18 protein-coding genes are annotated in these 15,685 nt (G+C 61.0%); 14 read left to right on the top strand and 4 right to left on the bottom strand.

The window, feature by feature from the left end; all coding sequences use genetic code 11:
* The 10 genes from AC0L3X_RS25325 to AC0L3X_RS25370 all read left to right on the top strand — a co-directional run bounded on the left by AC0L3X_RS25325 (position 1) and on the right by AC0L3X_RS25370 (position 7,808).
* Entirely contained in the window at positions 1 to 1,098 is a 1,098-nt protein-coding gene (locus tag AC0L3X_RS25325; RefSeq protein ID WP_063981215.1) for an ABC transporter ATP-binding protein, read from the top strand.
* Positions 1,091 to 2,098: an ABC transporter ATP-binding protein gene (locus AC0L3X_RS25330; protein ID WP_063981216.1), complete on the top strand. Its 1,008-nt coding sequence runs from the start codon at positions 1,091 to 1,093 to the stop codon at positions 2,096 to 2,098. The genes AC0L3X_RS25325 and AC0L3X_RS25330 overlap by 8 nt, the downstream gene beginning before the upstream one ends.
* Positions 2,095 to 2,709, top strand: a complete 615-nt coding sequence (dhaL, locus tag AC0L3X_RS25335; protein WP_063981217.1) for a dihydroxyacetone kinase subunit DhaL — start codon at positions 2,095 to 2,097, stop codon at positions 2,707 to 2,709. The genes AC0L3X_RS25330 and dhaL overlap by 4 nt, the downstream gene beginning before the upstream one ends.
* Entirely contained in the window at positions 2,706 to 3,107 is a 402-nt protein-coding gene (gene dhaM / locus AC0L3X_RS25340; protein WP_028150082.1) for a dihydroxyacetone kinase phosphoryl donor subunit DhaM, read from the top strand. Before dhaL ends, dhaM begins: the two co-directional genes overlap by 4 nt.
* Complete coding sequence (locus AC0L3X_RS25345) at positions 3,100 to 3,414, top strand: HPr family phosphocarrier protein (protein ID WP_063981218.1); 315 nt, start codon at positions 3,100 to 3,102, stop codon at positions 3,412 to 3,414. The genes dhaM and AC0L3X_RS25345 overlap by 8 nt, the downstream gene beginning before the upstream one ends.
* Before the next feature lie 5 nt (positions 3,415 to 3,419).
* Positions 3,420 to 5,018 carry a phosphoenolpyruvate--protein phosphotransferase gene (ptsP, locus tag AC0L3X_RS25350; protein WP_063981219.1) on the top strand — a complete coding sequence of 533 codons (1,599 nt, stop codon included), beginning with the start codon at positions 3,420 to 3,422 and terminating at the stop codon, positions 5,016 to 5,018.
* A complete protein-coding gene (locus AC0L3X_RS25355; RefSeq protein WP_063981220.1) occupies positions 5,015 to 5,440 on the top strand; it encodes a hypothetical protein in 426 nt (141 codons plus the stop codon). Before ptsP ends, AC0L3X_RS25355 begins: the two co-directional genes overlap by 4 nt.
* A gap of 39 nt (positions 5,441 to 5,479) precedes the next feature.
* The gene (dhaK, locus tag AC0L3X_RS25360; protein ID WP_063981221.1) at positions 5,480 to 6,469 is read left to right on the top strand and encodes a dihydroxyacetone kinase subunit DhaK; all 990 of its coding nucleotides are present in this window, start codon (positions 5,480 to 5,482) and stop codon (positions 6,467 to 6,469) included.
* Positions 6,470 to 6,730: 261 nt separating this feature from the next.
* The gene (locus tag AC0L3X_RS25365) at positions 6,731 to 7,261 is read left to right on the top strand and encodes a DUF1269 domain-containing protein (RefSeq protein ID WP_473316955.1); all 531 of its coding nucleotides are present in this window, start codon (positions 6,731 to 6,733) and stop codon (positions 7,259 to 7,261) included.
* Positions 7,262 to 7,619: 358 nt separating this feature from the next.
* The gene (locus tag AC0L3X_RS25370) at positions 7,620 to 7,808 is read left to right on the top strand and encodes a hypothetical protein (protein ID WP_223153873.1); all 189 of its coding nucleotides are present in this window, start codon (positions 7,620 to 7,622) and stop codon (positions 7,806 to 7,808) included.
* 515 nt (positions 7,809 to 8,323) lie between these two features.
* Here the strand turns inward: AC0L3X_RS25370 and AC0L3X_RS25375 are convergent.
* Positions 8,324 to 8,515, bottom strand: coding sequence for a ParB N-terminal domain-containing protein (locus AC0L3X_RS25375; RefSeq protein WP_028150075.1), 192 nt, complete (start codon positions 8,513 to 8,515; stop codon positions 8,324 to 8,326).
* 824 nt (positions 8,516 to 9,339) lie between these two features.
* Here AC0L3X_RS25375 and AC0L3X_RS25380 point away from each other — a divergent pair.
* Positions 9,340 to 9,591, top strand: a complete 252-nt coding sequence (locus tag AC0L3X_RS25380) for a hypothetical protein (RefSeq protein ID WP_135215647.1) — start codon at positions 9,340 to 9,342, stop codon at positions 9,589 to 9,591.
* Between the two features lies 1 nt (position 9,592).
* Positions 9,593 to 9,778 carry a hypothetical protein gene (locus AC0L3X_RS25385; protein WP_063981223.1) on the top strand — a complete coding sequence of 62 codons (186 nt, stop codon included), beginning with the start codon at positions 9,593 to 9,595 and terminating at the stop codon, positions 9,776 to 9,778.
* A gap of 40 nt (positions 9,779 to 9,818) precedes the next feature.
* Here AC0L3X_RS25385 and AC0L3X_RS25390 read toward each other — a convergent pair whose 3' ends face one another.
* From AC0L3X_RS25390 to AC0L3X_RS25400, 3 genes are all read right to left on the bottom strand, one after another.
* Entirely contained in the window at positions 9,819 to 10,052 is a 234-nt protein-coding gene (locus tag AC0L3X_RS25390; protein WP_187387927.1) for a hypothetical protein, read from the bottom strand.
* Positions 10,053 to 11,536: 1,484 nt separating this feature from the next.
* Complete coding sequence (locus AC0L3X_RS25395) at positions 11,537 to 13,168, bottom strand: winged helix-turn-helix domain-containing tetratricopeptide repeat protein (RefSeq protein ID WP_187387928.1); 1,632 nt, start codon at positions 13,166 to 13,168, stop codon at positions 11,537 to 11,539.
* A 45-nt stretch (positions 13,169 to 13,213) separates the two neighbouring features.
* Complete coding sequence (locus tag AC0L3X_RS25400) at positions 13,214 to 14,233, bottom strand: hypothetical protein (RefSeq protein ID WP_187387929.1); 1,020 nt, start codon at positions 14,231 to 14,233, stop codon at positions 13,214 to 13,216.
* On the opposite strand from AC0L3X_RS25400, the gene AC0L3X_RS25405 reads away from it, so the two are divergent.
* Together AC0L3X_RS25405 and AC0L3X_RS25410 are read left to right on the top strand one after the other, a co-directional pair.
* Positions 14,225 to 15,064: a DUF1194 domain-containing protein gene (locus tag AC0L3X_RS25405; protein ID WP_283017540.1), complete on the top strand. Its 840-nt coding sequence runs from the start codon at positions 14,225 to 14,227 to the stop codon at positions 15,062 to 15,064. The genes AC0L3X_RS25400 and AC0L3X_RS25405 overlap by 9 nt on opposite strands.
* Before the next feature lie 428 nt (positions 15,065 to 15,492).
* Positions 15,493 to 15,669 carry a hypothetical protein gene (locus AC0L3X_RS25410; protein ID WP_167768162.1) on the top strand — a complete coding sequence of 59 codons (177 nt, stop codon included), beginning with the start codon at positions 15,493 to 15,495 and terminating at the stop codon, positions 15,667 to 15,669.
* Positions 15,670 to 15,685: the final 16 nt, after the last annotated feature.

Consider the following 15,685-nt stretch of genomic DNA (forward strand, 5'->3'; position numbering starts at 1 on the left):
ATGGCACAGATCAGGGTTGAAGCGCTCAACAAATCCTTTGGAGAGTTTCACGCAGTCAAGGGCGCGAGCTTTACGGTGGATGACGGCCAGTTCCTTTGTCTGCTTGGGCCGTCCGGCTGCGGCAAAACGACAACGCTGCGGATGATTGCAGGACTGGAATTGCCGACATCCGGCACGATCAGGCTCGACGGTGAGGACGTGACGATGAACCGTGCCTCCGCGCGAGATATCGCCTTCGTCTTCCAGCTATTTGCGCTCTATCCGCACATGAATGTCCGGCGCAATATCGGCTTTCCGCTTAAATGCGAGGGCATCGGAGCCGCGGAGTGCGACCGGCGCGTGGTGGAGGCCGCTCGGATCCTGCGTATCTCCCACCTCCTTGATCGGTCGGTTTCGACCCTCACCGGCGGCGACCGTCAGCGCGTCGCGCTTGGGCGGGCGATCGTCCGCAAGCCGAAGTGCTTCCTGATGGACGAGCCGCTCGGAGCGCTCGATACCGAGATGCGCGAGGCGATGATCCAGGAATTGCGCGCGCTGCATGACCGGCTTGGCGCGACCACCGTTTACGTCACGCATGATCAACTGGAGGCCATGGCAATGGCGGACCTGATTGCGGTGATGAACAACGGCGTGGTCGAGCAGATTGCGAGTCCGCGCGACATTTATGACCGGCCTGTTTCGCTCTTCGTCGCGGACTTCATCGGTTCTCCAGCGATGAATTTCCTGCCGTTTCGCGGCAGCCTGCAAGCCGGGGCGCAGGCGATCCGGCTCGGGGATCGCGACGTTGCGATACCCACCGCACGCGAGGCTCTGGTGGAGAGCGACCTTGTCCTGGGCGTCAGACCCGAGCATGTGCGTTTTTCCGATAGCGGCATGGTGCGGGGCGAGATCTATGGGTCGGAATATCTCGGCACGACGCAGATCGTGACGGTGACGACGCCTTACGGCGCTCTCAAGGCCCGCTCGCCCGCCAGCATGCCCTTTCGGATTGGGATGAATGTCGGGCTCGATTTTCGGCCCGATACGTTGTCGCTCTTCGACCAGGGGTCGGGACGGGCAATACGCACCGCATTGCACGAGGGAGGCAAGCATGGCTGAAGTCGAGATCGGGGCGGTCTCCAAGGCGTTTGGCAAGACGCAAGCCGTCGTCGATCTGTCCCTCACCATTGGAGATGGCGAATTTGTTGCGTTGCTGGGGCCGACCGGCGCCGGCAAGACAACGACGCTGCGTCTCGTTGCCGGATTAGAGGCGCCCGACAGCGGCTCGGTCCGCATCGACGGACGCGATGTGACCAGTGATGCGCCGGCGGATCGTGACGTCGCCTTCGTATTCCAGCAATATTCGTTGTACCCGCATCTGACCGTGTTCGAGAACATGGCCTTTGCGCTACGCGCGCCGACTCGGCGCCTGCCGGAGGCCGAAATTCGCGCAAAGGTCGAACAGGTTGCGCGTCTTCTCCATATCGAGGCCAAGCTCCACAGCAAGGCGACCCAGTTGTCGGGCGGGCAGATGCAGCGCGTTGCGATTGGCCGCGCTCTGGTGCGCTCGCCCTCGATCTACCTGATGGACGAGCCGCTTTCTTCGCTCGATGCCAAGCTGCGCGGTGAAATGCGCCTGGAGCTTAAGCGCATCCAGATCGATCTCGGCGCGACGATCCTCTACGTCACCCACGATCAAACCGAGGCTATGACCATGGCATCGCGCATCGGCGTGATGGAGGCCGGGCGGCTGATGCAGATCGGCACGCCGCGCGAGATTTACGAGAACCCGGTCAACGCCTATGTCGCTGCCCGGCTCGGCCAGCCGATGATCAACCTGCTGCCGGCAACTCTGTTTGCCGGCGTTCCGCCCGGCGTTAAGACGATTGGCGCTCGTACCGAGCACCTGGCGATCGCACGCAGCGGCGGGGACGTGTCGGCCACCGTCACGCGGGTCGAACATCTCGGCGACCAGAGCCATGTCCATCTCGATCTCGGCGGCCAACCTGTCGTGACGTTGGCGGACCCTGAGGCGAGGTTAGACGTCGGCGACGTCGTGTCGCTACGCCTTAACAGGCCGCTGTTCTTCGATGCGGCCGGCGGGAGGGTCGCGGCATGAGTCTCGATCGGACCTCTAGGGAGAATCTGGTGCGGGCGCTTGCGGAATCGGTGATCCAGCACGCCGACGAACTGACCAGCCTCGACCAGGCGATCGGTGACGGCGATCATGGGCTGAACATGAAACGCGGCTTCGAGGCTGTGCTCGCGACGTTGCCCGGCCTTGCGGACAAGTCTCTGCCAGAAATGCTGAAGTCGATCGGAATGACGCTGGTCATGAAGGTTGGCGGAGCTTCTGGGCCGCTGGTTGGCACCTTCTTCATGGAGTTGGGCAAGGCGCTTCCAGAGCAGCCAACACGCGCGGAGTTTGTCGCGGCTACGGATATGGCAATCAATGCCGTAAAGGCGCGCGGACGCTCGGAGGCAGGACAGAAAACCTTGCTGGATGTCCTGGTGCCCGTGCAAGCGGTATTGGCTGCAGGCGGCGATGCGCGGGCGATTGCGTTAGAAGCGGTGCAGGCGGCCGATCGCACGACGCCGATGCTCGCTATTCGCGGCAGGGCTTCTTTTCTCGGCGAACGCTCCATTGGTCACATGGACCCCGGTTCGCGCTCAACGTCCCTGTTGATCGGGGCTGCAGTCAAAGTATTGGAATTCGAGGCAAGGTCATGAACAATCCAAATGGCGGCAATGTCGGAATCGTTATCGTTTCACATTCGCCCAAGATAGCGGAAGGCGCGGCAGATATGGTGCGCCAGATGGTGGGCAATGCGGTGCCGCTCGCCTGGACCGGCGGCGATGTCGATGGAGGGCTCGGCACGAATGTTGCTGGAATCCTGGAGGCGATCGAGGCGGCGTGGTCCGCAGCAGGTGTGGCTGTGCTCGTTGATCTCGGTGGAGCGGAGACAAATTCCGAGATGGCGGTGGAAATGTTGGCTGAAGATCGAAGGGCGCGCGTCGTCGTCTGCAATGCTCCGGTGGTCGAAGGAGCGGTGATTGCAGCGACGGAATCCTCGGGTGGCTCATCGCTCGCAGCCGTCAAGCGTAGCGCGGAGGAATTCTATGCATGATGCCCACGCCAGCCGGGCAGCTGAGACGTCGGTGCCGCTGACCGCCTCGGCGGTTCTCGTCAACAAGGTCGGACTTCATGCGCGGCCGTCGGTCAAGCTCACGCAGTGTGCGAAGAGGTTTGCCGCAAAGATCGAACTCGCCCTCTCTGGAGACGGGCCTTGGACGGATGCCAAGAGTCCGGTGAAGGTGATGCGTGTAAAAGCTCCGCAGGGGGCGACGCTGCATTTCCGGGTCGCCGGACCGGACGGAGAGGTGGCGCTTGCTGCCATGCTTGCGCTTGTGCATGACGGTTTTGGTGAGGCTTAACGGCAGTGGCAGAGATCCAACTTATCGGCCGTGCCGCATCGCCGGGCCTCGCGTTCGGGCCGGTCGCCGTGCTGACTGCGGCCGTGGCCGGGCGAATGGCGAGCGAGGATCCGGAGCAGGAGGCTGCAGCGCTGCGGGCGGCGATTGGGGGGGCGAGGGCGCAACTGGCCGAGCAGATCAAGACGATTCAGAGTGAGGCGGCAGACATTCTGGAGTTCCAGGCCGCCATGTTGGAAGACGATGCACTCACAGATACGGCATATGAACTTATCGCGATCGGGATCGCTGCCGACCATGCCTGGCGCCGGGCACTCGACCTAGAGATCGCCGGCTATCGCGCGGCTGAAGATGAATATTTCCGTGCCCGGGCCGTTGATATCGTTGACATCCGCGATCGCGTGCTTGCGCATCTGGGCGGTGTGGATGTTGTCGCCGGAATCGCGGGCGGTTCGATTGTTGCGGCTGAAGATATCACGCCTTCGACCTTTCTTGCGACTGACTGGTCGCAAGGCGGCGCGATCGCGCTGGCCAGTGGCTCACCTTCCTCGCATGTCGCCATGTTGGCGCGAGCGCGCGGGGCGCCGATGGTCGTTGGGTTAGGTCCGTTGTCGTGGCATGGACAGCCACCCGTCTTGGCGCTGGTGGACGGCGACGCCGGAAGGGTCATCTTCGATCCGGAGCCGGAGACCATCCGTCTCTTTGAGCTGCGTATGGCGGCTGCGAAGGCCGAACTGGCTGTCGCCGAGGAGACCAGCCTTGCGCCTGCCTTCGTCGCCAATGGTCGGCGGATAGCGGTTCTGCTCAATGTCGCCGGGCCTGAAGACCTTGCAAACCTTGATTCCGCAATTTGCGACGGCATCGGCCTTGTACGCACGGAATTCCTGTTCGAGGCAGCCCACGGCCTGCCGGACGAGGAAACGCAATACAGGGTCTATCGAGACATTCTCGTCTGGGCCCAAGATAAGCCGGTGACGATCCGGACCTTGGATGCAGGCGGAGACAAGCAGGTTCCCGGTTTGACGGTCGAAGGTGAGAGCAATCCGTTTCTCGGCCTCCGCGGTATCCGCCTCTCGCTCGCGCGGCCGGAGGTGTTTCGCATGCAGCTCCGCGCGCTCTGCCGTGCGGCTGTCCATGGCACGCTGAAAGTGATGTTGCCCATGGTTGCGGTCCCGTCGGAATTGGACCGCGCGAACGAAATACTTGACGCGGAGTTCACAGCCCTCCAAGCGAAAGGAGTTGCCTGCGCTCGACCGCCGCTCGGCATTATGGTCGAGGTTCCAGCGGCGGCGCTCTGTGCAGCGGATTTTGGCGCTGCATTCTATTCCATCGGTTCGAACGATCTAACCCAGTACACCATGGCGGCGGCGCGCGACATCGGCGCAGTCGCTGACCTCAATGATACCAGCAATCCGGCTGTGCTGGCACTGATAGCCGCGACCGTCGAGGCCGGGCTAAAGCGAGGCGTCGAGGTTTCGCTCTGTGGCGACGCCGCGGCCAACACTCACCTCACGGCGGCGCTGCTCGCGACCGGATTGACAACTCTCTCTGTGTCGCCGATTGCCGTCGCACGGCTCAAGGCCGCAATCGCAAAGGTGAGTTCATGAGGGACGATGTCGGCAAGGACACGCCCGGTGACAAGAATGTCGCAGAATACAAAATAATCCTGCGAAAGGTACTCGACAATCGGCCCTCGGGGACGCGCCTGAAGCTTGCGGCGGCGCTGGGCAAGAATCGTTCGTTCGTGAGTCAAATCACGAATCCGGCTTATCTGGTGCCGATCCCGGCGAAGCATGTCGCGGTCATCTTCGACGTCTGCCATCCGTCCAGCGCCGAGCGTGCGGCATTTCTCGATGCGTATGGCCGCGCGCACCCCGGAAGACTGCGCGCACCCCACCGCGAAGCGCGCACGCGTGTCATTACCGTGACCGTTCCTGAACTTGGTGACGACAAGAAGAATCGTGCGCTCGAGCAGCTCATCGTGGATTTAGCCGCGCAGCTCGCGCGCTTTGCGGAAAGCGTCGGTTAGCCATTGAATCGAACTTTAGACCGGACTGGGAGAACGCTCATGAAAAAGCTGATCAACAGCGCCGATACTGTACTCGAAGAAAGTCTTGACGGCCTCGCCGCAGCGCACGCCGATATCCTGCTTCTCGGCGCCGAGCGCAAATTTGTGCGCCGTCGCACGTTGAAACCGGGCAAGGTTGCGCTGATTTCGGGAGGCGGCTCGGGACATGAGCCGCTGCATGCGGGCTTTGTCGGCCTGGGCATGCTCGACGCGGCTTGTCCTGGCCAGGTCTTCACCTCGCCGACGCCAGATCAGATGATCGAGGCTGCGGAGGCCGTCGACACCGGCGCAGGTGTGCTGTTCATCGTCAAAAACTACGAAGGCGATGTGATGAATTTCACCATGGCAGCCGAGATGGCCGGCCGAGAAGTCGCAAGCGTGGTGACGAACGACGACGTGGCGGTCGAAAAGTCGACCTACACGACCGGTCGTCGCGGTGTCGCTGGAACGTTGATCGTGGAAAAAATGGTCGGCGCCGCTGCCGAGACCGGAATGCCGCTTGCCGCGCTCAAGGCGCTCGGCGATGAAGTCAACCGGCGTACGCGCTCGATGGGGGTAGCTCTATTGCCATGCACTGTGCCGGCCGCCGGACGGCCAAATTTCACGTTGGCCGACGATGAAATGGAAATGGGCGTCGGCATTCATGGCGAGCCTGGCCGGCGCAGGGTACCGTTGGCTTCCGCCGATGCGATCGCCGCCGAGGTGCTCGACGCGATCCTGAAGGATCTTGCGCCGAGCAAGGGCAGCGAAGTGCTGCTTCTCGTTAACGGATTTGGTGCGACGCCTCTGATCGAACTCTATCTGATGGTCAATGTCGCAAAGCGGACTCTGGATCGCGCGGGGATCACGGTGACGCGCTTCCTGACCGGTTCCTACGTCACATCCCTCGACATGGCCGGTGTCTCGATCACCGTATCGGTGCTCGATCGCAAAGCCACGACATTATGGGATGCCCCGGTGCAGACCGCAGCTCTGCGTTGGGGCGTCTGATTTCCGCGCGCGGCTCATTTTTTGCTGATATCGCAGATCTGCGTCGTGTGGGGAGAGGCGTTAGCGGTCTCCTGACTCGCACCCTGACGCCTCATCTTGTCGGTTCTCGCGAGCCGGGCCGCCCGTGCCGGGTGTGCCCGCCGCCTCCCTTTGTGCCCGGAGCCCCGTCATCCGCTATCCGTAGCGGCTTGCCTGTCCCGCGCGACCGGGCGCATCCTCTCTCGCATGGGCAGCAATCGTTCGAGTAGAGGAGCAGAACAGATGAGCGACCTTGTCGTAATTGCATTTCCAACCGAGGCGAAGGCGGAGGAAGTTCGTCAAAAATTGCTGGCCATGCAGAAGGAGTATTTGATCGAACTCGGCGATGCCGTGATCGCGGTGAAAGACAGCAACGGAAACATCAAACTAAATCAACTGATCAATACCACGGCTGCTGGTGCGGCTACTGGCGCCTTTTGGGGCACGCTGATTGGCCTGATCTTTTTGATGCCGCTTGCTGGTGCTGCCCTTGGCGTCGCGTCCGGCACACTCAGCGGATATTTAACGGATGTCGGCATCAACGACAAATGGATGAAAGAGACCGCTGCCGCCGTTCAACCCGGAACCGCAGCGCTCTTCGTACTGGTGCGCAAAGTCACGGCAGACAAGGTTCTTGAGAGGCTAAAAGGCGAAGGCGGCACGGTGCTAAAGACTTCTCTCGACCACACTAAGGAAGCCGCCTTGCAAGCGGCGCTGGCGGAGGTCAAAGCGGCGGTACCGGCGGCTTCGCCTCTTGATTTGCCGGGCGCTTGAAACGATGGCGACCGCCTGCCGACGACCGCTCCCGGCATTACCGCAGCCCTCTCTGGCCAGTGACGCCGCGCCGGGTGCGGTCATTGGTGCAGTTCCGGGTCCTTTGTGAGGGCCAGAGGCAAGTGCCGGGACCGCGCGACCGCGCCGTATGAATATATTTGCAATTCATCATACCGCGTTAAATTTAGTGAGATCCGTTCACGTGCCTGAGCCCGAGGCACAGCGTTGACCTAGATCAAACCATTGATGGCGGTGACGTTCTTCTGAACGGAGAGGGCCGCCGGGTGAGTGTTCGGCTGGGCTTGTTCTTTAATTCCCAGGATTTTGATCTATTTCGCCAAATGCGTGAGGGATGCAGATGTCGGACAATCCCATCGACGTGATCGAAGCCGCCATTCGCTCCGCCTTCACCAGTTACCCAAAGGAAGACGACCCGGATTGGAGAAGTCCGCACTGGATCAAGTCTGAAGAGTGCACGCACTTGGCACAGGGCATACTGCTGGAATTGCACGCAAACGGATTTGAAATCGTGAAGAGGCAGACCTGATAGATCGGCGGCGGGCCCGCGCAATTGGTCATTTGAAGTGACCAGATCTCGCGACGTGACACAGGCTCGACCCAGGCGGCCAAGGCGCGCCGCTCGACCGGCACCTTGCGGGCGTTACCATTCTTGCCCGTGCGCTTCCCAACTGCGGCAGATGTCGCAGTTGATTTCTTTCGCTCGAACCTTCGTTGCGGCATCGCCTCTGCGCCAGTGCCGCCGGCCGCACCGCCTCGACCGCCTCGATCACGCCAGAGGCGCGTGGGAAAGGGAGGGAGAGCTTAAATGGAGCGGGCTGATGGCAAGAGCGGTCAGACGCGAACCAACGATGCCCCTATTTGCTTTCCGGGGTCCCTCGGAGACCAGGGCCAAACGGGGGTGATCGATTGTCGCACTTGCGCCACATGGCGCGCCGCCTTTGTGTACGGGACCGCATAAAAATTAAACCAGGAATGCGCGATGGCAAAAATCCTCGTTGGCGTTGTTGCGATGCGCCGAACAATGTACGCTCGGCGAGCGGCTCAGGCTGTATGTCGAAGAGAACTTCCATAATGCTTGAAGAAGTTATCAAGCTTCACTGGTTCGCCGGTATCTCGCCAGAACAGTCTTTTACCGAGGCTGGCCGCCACTGCGAGGCGGTGGTGGCCGCCGATTAAAGTATGGTCATCGGATGCTGTTGCGATGATCTCGCCGTCTTCGTCCACGATTTTCATGTGCTGCCTCCAATCCAGCGTGCGGCCAGGCCGCCGCGATGGTGCGCAATCTATCTAACCTTATGCGGGCCCTGGGCGTTCCAACCCATGAAGATCACGGCTTCCGTATTCGACATGCGCCACATCGCCGCCCTTTATGTACCAACTGGCAAGGCCCGATTGCAGAGGGCGCGCGCCAGCACTCGACGGTCCCGGACCTGGAAGCCGCCCGGCGATGACAAATGGGCAAATTGTTTGTTGTGGATCAATTCCAAGGTGCCCAGACAGTCGTACGCTGCGCCGAAAATGAGGGAGGTTCCACATGGCATCAATCTTCTCGACGCCCCATCCAGAAAAATGCCCTCAATGTGGTTCTGGGTTGGTCCATCTAGAGTGGCGTGAGCGCGTCAATGCCCAAGAAATCCATGACCTTTGGCGCTGCTTTAACTGCAAAAGCGAGTTTGTCACCGCCGCCACTCCTGATGAGAGAGAACCCTCGGTCGTCGAGATAACCAAGCCCTTCTTTACGAGCCTAGTAGTCTAATCGACTGGCGTGGCTCGCGCTTTACTTGACGCCTTGACCGCCGACGCGCGCCGTTCGGCGGAGATCGTGCGGCGTGAAGCGCTTGAGGCCCAATAAATCACAGAGCCGGGGCGTCTTGCTCTTGTCCTCGTTCCGGCGCCAAACGCCACTCTTTGCGACGATTGAGCAAATAGGTCCTTGCCGTTACCTACTGTGAGCTTCGTCAGGCAGGATGCGAACGAGCAAGCGCATCCGGTCCTCCACTGGCCCAGGAAACAGGCTAAGGTTGCAGCCCCCATCAAGGGTCAAAAGGACAAGCTCGATGACCACAATCAAGTTCTTGGCGACTGGATTGATCGCGATCACCGTCCTTACAACGACCGCCGTGGCTCGCGAGAAATTCGCAGCCGGGCCAACGCGCATCACGGTGTACGGCAAGCCCTGTCATATATTCAATACCGGCCCCGGCGGCTGCTGGATTGTCTGGGAGGGCATTCCAATATGGTTCGGTCCGTCGGTCCGGGGCGTGCCCGGCCGCATTTGCGACAATGGCGACAATCCGAGGATATGTTGAGATGCGGACGATAAGAGGCGCGCAGCGGTATCCGAGGCAATCGCTGCGCGGTTCGGCCCTCGGCGGCGTCGGTCAGCGCGGTGGCGGCGAGAAGTACGCGCGGGTGCTTGTGCTCGCGTTTCGGCACCGTCTCGCTGAAGTGCCGGATCGCATCGGGCAACGTGATGAGCTCGGTGCCGCTGGGTAGCACGATCCGAGTGTCAAAGCGGCGTAAGCAACCATCGGATTCAGCCATGCTGACGCCAGTCCGACGGTATCCGTTCGCCGCAATCAAAGCGCGCGTATTTCTCGCGAGTCCACGCCTCATGAACGCGCGAGGCCCGGAAATTGGCCTCTGTGCTTTTGGGCAGATATTCGCTCCATGCCACCTCGAACGCCGCGCGGGAGCCGCCTCGAACGACGGCGCCGAGCCTTTGCGGTGCTTGCCGGGCTTCGAGCCGGGATAGAAGCCGCACTGCCATTGCCAAACCTCGGACGAGTCTGGGGTTTCCGACGGCTTTTGCTATGCTGCCGACGTGATGTCGTCAAAGTGGATGTGCCAGCAATCGCTGCGGTGCGGATCGCGCCGGCGGGTGAGGACGGGCATAGGCGCATTTGAGCGGGGCCGGCAAGGTGCGGCGACCCGGATTGGCCGCGCCCGCTACTGGTCGAGCGGCCCCTTCCAATCTGTAAAGTCGTATACGGCCCACCATCGATGCAGTGTCTGCCCGCACGCTTTGCAATCGAAGCGCCCGCTTGCCACGACCGGCCGCCTTATTTGGATAGCGCTGTGAAGCGTCCCGCAAAACAAGCAACTAAAAAAAACGCGCATTGGTCATCGATCCCCGGTCGAAGTGCACCCCGTGCGTTGGGCCAACTGGGTCGCCATAGTAAAAAGGGCAGTTTGTATCTTGGCAGTTCAGGCCGAATATTTGTGAGTTCGCGCCAACGAGGGTCCTCGGTCGCGATGGGCCCAGGGTGCAGTGAGTGCACATAATTCACAAAGGACAAAAGGCCCGGCTGGGCCGGGCCCCATTGCACGCCACTCGCGTCGGTGACTTGTGAGTTCAGAGGCCAAAGGACCAACCGATTGCGAGACGCTGGCTCACTGGCGAATCAGTACCGTAATTTGTCGACACAATTGAGGCCAACGACGGTCGTCCCCGAGCATCTCAAGCTCGGCACTATGCGGCAGTCACGGCCATGGCAGCGATCCTCACGGCCTATCCCTTCGGCGGCTGCAATTCCCCAGCAAACCACCTGGCGACCTCGGGCGACGTGATCGGATCGGCTTCCTCGCAATGCAAGCATGTCGGCCGGAGTGGGCCCTTGCCATCCGGTCGCGCTATCAGGACCAGCGGCTTGCCGCAACGCGCACAATTTAAGGTTTTGGATATCCCGTCCATCGCCTCATTATGGCGCGTGGAACCGGAGAGTCCAGATATTGATGGCGATCTCCGCGACTGACACGCACACAAATTCGCGAATGCCTCATCAGGCTACCGCATCGTCCAGCCACAGTTCGAGCAGCGCGCGATCTGCGTCGCATCCCCTCGGCCGCCAAGAGCACCTGGGCGCGCGTAGGCGCGGCATGCACCTGCGGCAGGCCGGTAGCGCAAGCATGGATGACGCTTATTGCCGCTGGCTTCGCCTGGGATCGAATCAACATCTATCTAGCAATGGTTGGCCTGGGCCTAGCGGCGGCGTCTTGGCTGATCGGGTACGCGCTTCGATACGTTCTCACGGGCGGAGATGATGTCATGTCGAAATTGAAGAGAGGCAGTTGAATAAAGCCCACTTCAGTTGGTAGCTTCTGGACGTCGCCTGTTGGCCCTTAGAACGAGCTGACACCGGCCTCAAACGGCAAAGCGACGCGGATCACTCCATCCGGAACAGCCTCGAAGCCGCTTCTGCGCCGAAAAAGGCCAACTTGGAATGATCACATCAGGTTCACGCGCCTGAAGCTTTACTGGGCCATTGCCGTGGTGTTGCTCTTGCGAAGTCTGTCGAGGTCCTCATCAACCGCCAGAGCCATCGGCGTATTCCGCGGCGTCATCCGGTACGTCTGCAAAGAGGGGGCGGCCGCGACCAAAGCGGGCCACGCCGCCTCCGCGTCGGCGGCATGGCCGGTACGAATAAGCGACGATAGCCAGACCGCCTTGCAGACGCCTATCGCAGGTGTTCGATCCATACATTCGCGGGCGAAACGCAGCGCATCCTCGTAATCCTGCACGGAATAGCGCAGCCTTGCCCCGTAGAGCGCGTAGTGTGCTGGGCGTACCGGGTTCCAGGAGATCGCCTTCTCGAAGGCTTCAATCGCTGCCTGGGTTCGACCGGCATAATGCAATGCACCGGCAAGGACGACCCAGTTGTCCGGATCGCCAGGGCCGAGCTCGATCGCCCGCTCGGCCGCGCTCACCGCTGACTCAGGGTCCTGACCTGCGTCGGTTACTAAGGACAGCACTCGCCACGAACTGGCACGCAGCGGGTCCAGCGCAATCGCGCGCCTGACGTCGGCGATCGCCTGCGGCAAGTCCTGACGACTGAGCCCAGGATCGTGATGGCCAAAAATCAGCATCTTCTTCACCAGTCCGAGTCCCGTCCACGCGGGCGCGTAGTTCGGATCAAGGCGGACCGCCAGTTCGAGTTCCTGCCGCGCTTGGCGGAGGCTCTCGGAACTTGGTGCCATGGTCAGCGCAAGCGTGCGCAGCACGCGCGCATGCACATCAAGCGAGGCCGGCGCGCGGCTCCGTAACGCCGCCCGGTCCGACTCGCGCACGGTTGCACCAAGCGAGGCGCTGATCCGAGAGATCAACGTTTCAGTAACGTCGGGCAGGTCCTGCGCAGTGGGCTCGAACCGGCCGCTCCAGACGATGCGGTTGTTGCCGGAATCGATCAATTGCACGTGGAGCTGCAGCCGGTCGCCGCGTCTCTCTGCGCTGCCATCCACAAGGTAGCGAGCGCGGGTCATCGCGGCGATCTGGGCCGGCGACAGGTTCTTGCCGCTAAGCTCGGCTGTGGCGAGGGTTGAGACGATGTGCAGGTCGGGGTTGCGCGCAAGTTCGGAGGCAATCATGTAGGCTAATCCGTTGCCGTCCGGACTGCCTTCCTGAGAGGTGTTGAGTACGCGCAGGGGTAGAACCGCAACGTCGGCCACCATCCTGTTGTGTACCTTGGGGGGCCCGGAGCCGGCGCCGGGCAGTAGAAGTTGCCAGACCAGCATGATCGCGACTGCCACCATCGCAAGGGCGGCGGCAAGGCGATAGAATCTTCGCACATCGCGCGGCGCCGTGTCGGCTGCGTCAACGATCAGAAGGTAACCACGTCGTGGCATCGTCCGCACGACCTGCTGCCGGCTGTCACCGAGCGCGCGCCGGATCTCGACCACGCATTGCACGAGCGAGTCGTCGGTGACCGAAACGCCCGGCCACACTCGCGCACCGAGATCGAGTTTTGTAACCAGCTCTCCGGGACGGCGCCCCAATTCAAGCAACACTGCCAGAGCCTGAGGCCGCAGCTCAACGGCCTGGCCGTGCCGGTCAAATAACTGCGCCTGATCCAAATTGAGCGTGTATCCGTTCAGCCGCAGGCAGGTCATGCGCACACCTCCCGCCATTGATCTTAGCGGAACGGAAAGTGCGTCTCAAGGCAGCGGCAGAGCCCGATTTCGTCCTTTATCGTGCCTTTTCGTACGGTTTTCCCGCAGACCTGCACTACGTTGACAACCGGAGAGCCGCTGCCCTGAGCCCGCGGTAACCGAATAACGCGATACCGAGAAAGCTGCACCGCGCTCACAGGGCGCAGAGTGTGTCCAGTGCCAGACGGTGGTCTCTTTCTTCTCGCGAGATTGCAAATGCGGAAGAGATTTTCGATAGCCATCACAGCGGGAAGGGCGCATTGCGGCGGAGCCGACCGTCATTCGCGCGCGCGCCGGGGCAGCCGTTACTTCATTGTGTCGATACTGTGCGCGGCCTGCATCGTTCAGTTCGCAACCAATCCAGCGCGGGCTCAATGCACGGCTCGCGATGTCTTGCAAAACCAGCTGAAGCTCAAGACGCGCCCCGCCGAAGTGTCCCAGCAACTCATTCAGTCCGGCCGCGATGTGGCGACATGGAAGACCATTACCATTGGTACCTTCGCTGATCCGCTTGGACTGCGCAATAAGCTGGACGGCATGGGTTGCGGTATCGGGGGGCAGGCCGCTGAAATACTTGCTCGACCGACATTCATCCTTGGCTCTCGCAAGACAGACGTGGAGCTTATCCTCGTATCGCCAGCCCAGCTTGGATTCACGTCCGATACTGTGACCTTGGCTGATGTTTACGCGCGTGCTCGACAGCTCGGCTTCGAACTCGCGGCAGCCGAAGTCGGCCCGCAATTGCGCATCCAATATCTTGACCAGCCTATCGGTGAATTTCTCATCATCGGAATGGAGCCAATCAAGACGTGGAGTGGCGAGCCGATTGTTCTGAATGTAGCAAATGGCGGCGCCGGATTGATCCTCATCGGCCAGGACGGCAAAGCCGCCTCCGAAATACATGTGACATCTCGGTTCGTCTTCGCGCGCTCGCATCAATCCGCACCCGGCACTGGACCGATCGATCAGGCAGCGGCGTTTCTGCCACCATGAAGAGGAACCAGCAGCGAGGCCACCATGCTTCATCGTGTCTCCATCGCAGCGGCATTGATCGCCGGAGTGATCGCCGGAGGTGAAGTCGCCAACACGGCCGCCCTCAATTCGGGGTACCGAGTGGTTGCCGGCAGCGAGCAGCCATCGGTTGATGTCGAACTCGTTCTTGCTGTTGATGTCTCCTATTCAATGGATCCTGGCGAGCTTTTGCTTCAGCGCGAGGGTTACGCGGAGGCCATCGTTTCCAACGAATTTCTCCAGGCGCTCAAGGCCGGGCCGAACCGAAGGTTGGCCCTGGTCTATGTGGAATGGTCTGGACCGAACGATCAGAAAATCATCGTGCCGTGGAGATTGATCGACAGCCGCGAATCTGCAGCTGCGGTGGCGGCGGAAATCGCGAAAGCGCCGGTTCGCATGGGCTCACGCACCTCGATCTCTGGCGCGATAAATTTCGCATTGCCGCTGTTCGATGCGGATCCGTATCGTGGACTGCGGCGTGTGATCGACGTTTCCGGCGATGGCGTGAACAACGACGGAAGCCCAGTTACCATCGCACGTGATGCGGCGCTGGCAAGGGGCATTACCATCAACGGATTGCCGATCATGCTCGAAGGAAGGCTTCCGTCGCAAATGGACATCGACGACCTCGATCTCTATTACGAGGATTGTGTGATTGGCGGGTCAGGCTCGTTTATGGTGACGATCAGAAGCCGTGACGGGTTCAAGGAGGCGATCCGAACAAAGCTCGTGCTCGAGGTTGCCGGCGGCGTGCCCAGGGACCGGATCGTTTCGGTGACCGAAAGGGAGCCACGAATATCCTGCCTCATTGGTGAGGCAATATGGGCGAAACGAAGCCGGTGGTGAGCGCTTCGGTACCTTTTGGAAGGCGCACAGTTCGATCCGCGTTGAACGAGCGTAGTACGTCTGCTCACGGCCCTCAGCCGACATAATTGGCGTTATGGCTGACTTCCGCTTTACCGGAGATGTCCGACTTCATCATCAAATGCGGAAACCGCTTCCGTCGACCGGAAAGGCAAGGATCGTGGATGCTGTCCCCCCCCACTCATCAGCAGGCGAGCTTGCCTAACACCCTCGCGGGCTGTGCACGAACGAAAAGAGCACGTATCCGGTGTGGTCGTCGCGCTGGGGGTAGCGAAGCTCGCTCCGTGCTGTTGTATTGGCGCGGCAGCTTCGGGCCTGGTGACCCGGAACGGACCTCGTCAAGCGAACGCGGCCGTTGCAGACGATCTGCACAGCGCGTACCGTCGCCGATGCCGATACAAGGAGCCCCAATGACTGATCGAGACAAGATTCTGATTGCCCTTGGCGAAAAGCCTCTGAAGGTTTTCGAAATCATGAAGCGCGTGAACATAAAGCATGAGGACGATTGCCAATCGCTCTTGTTGAAGATGCGTGACGACGGCGCCGTGAAGTTCGATATTCACAAGGGATATTGGCACGCTGTCTGACAATTTTCGATTGATC

This window comes from Bradyrhizobium sp. MI1.7 (genome assembly GCF_055811795.1).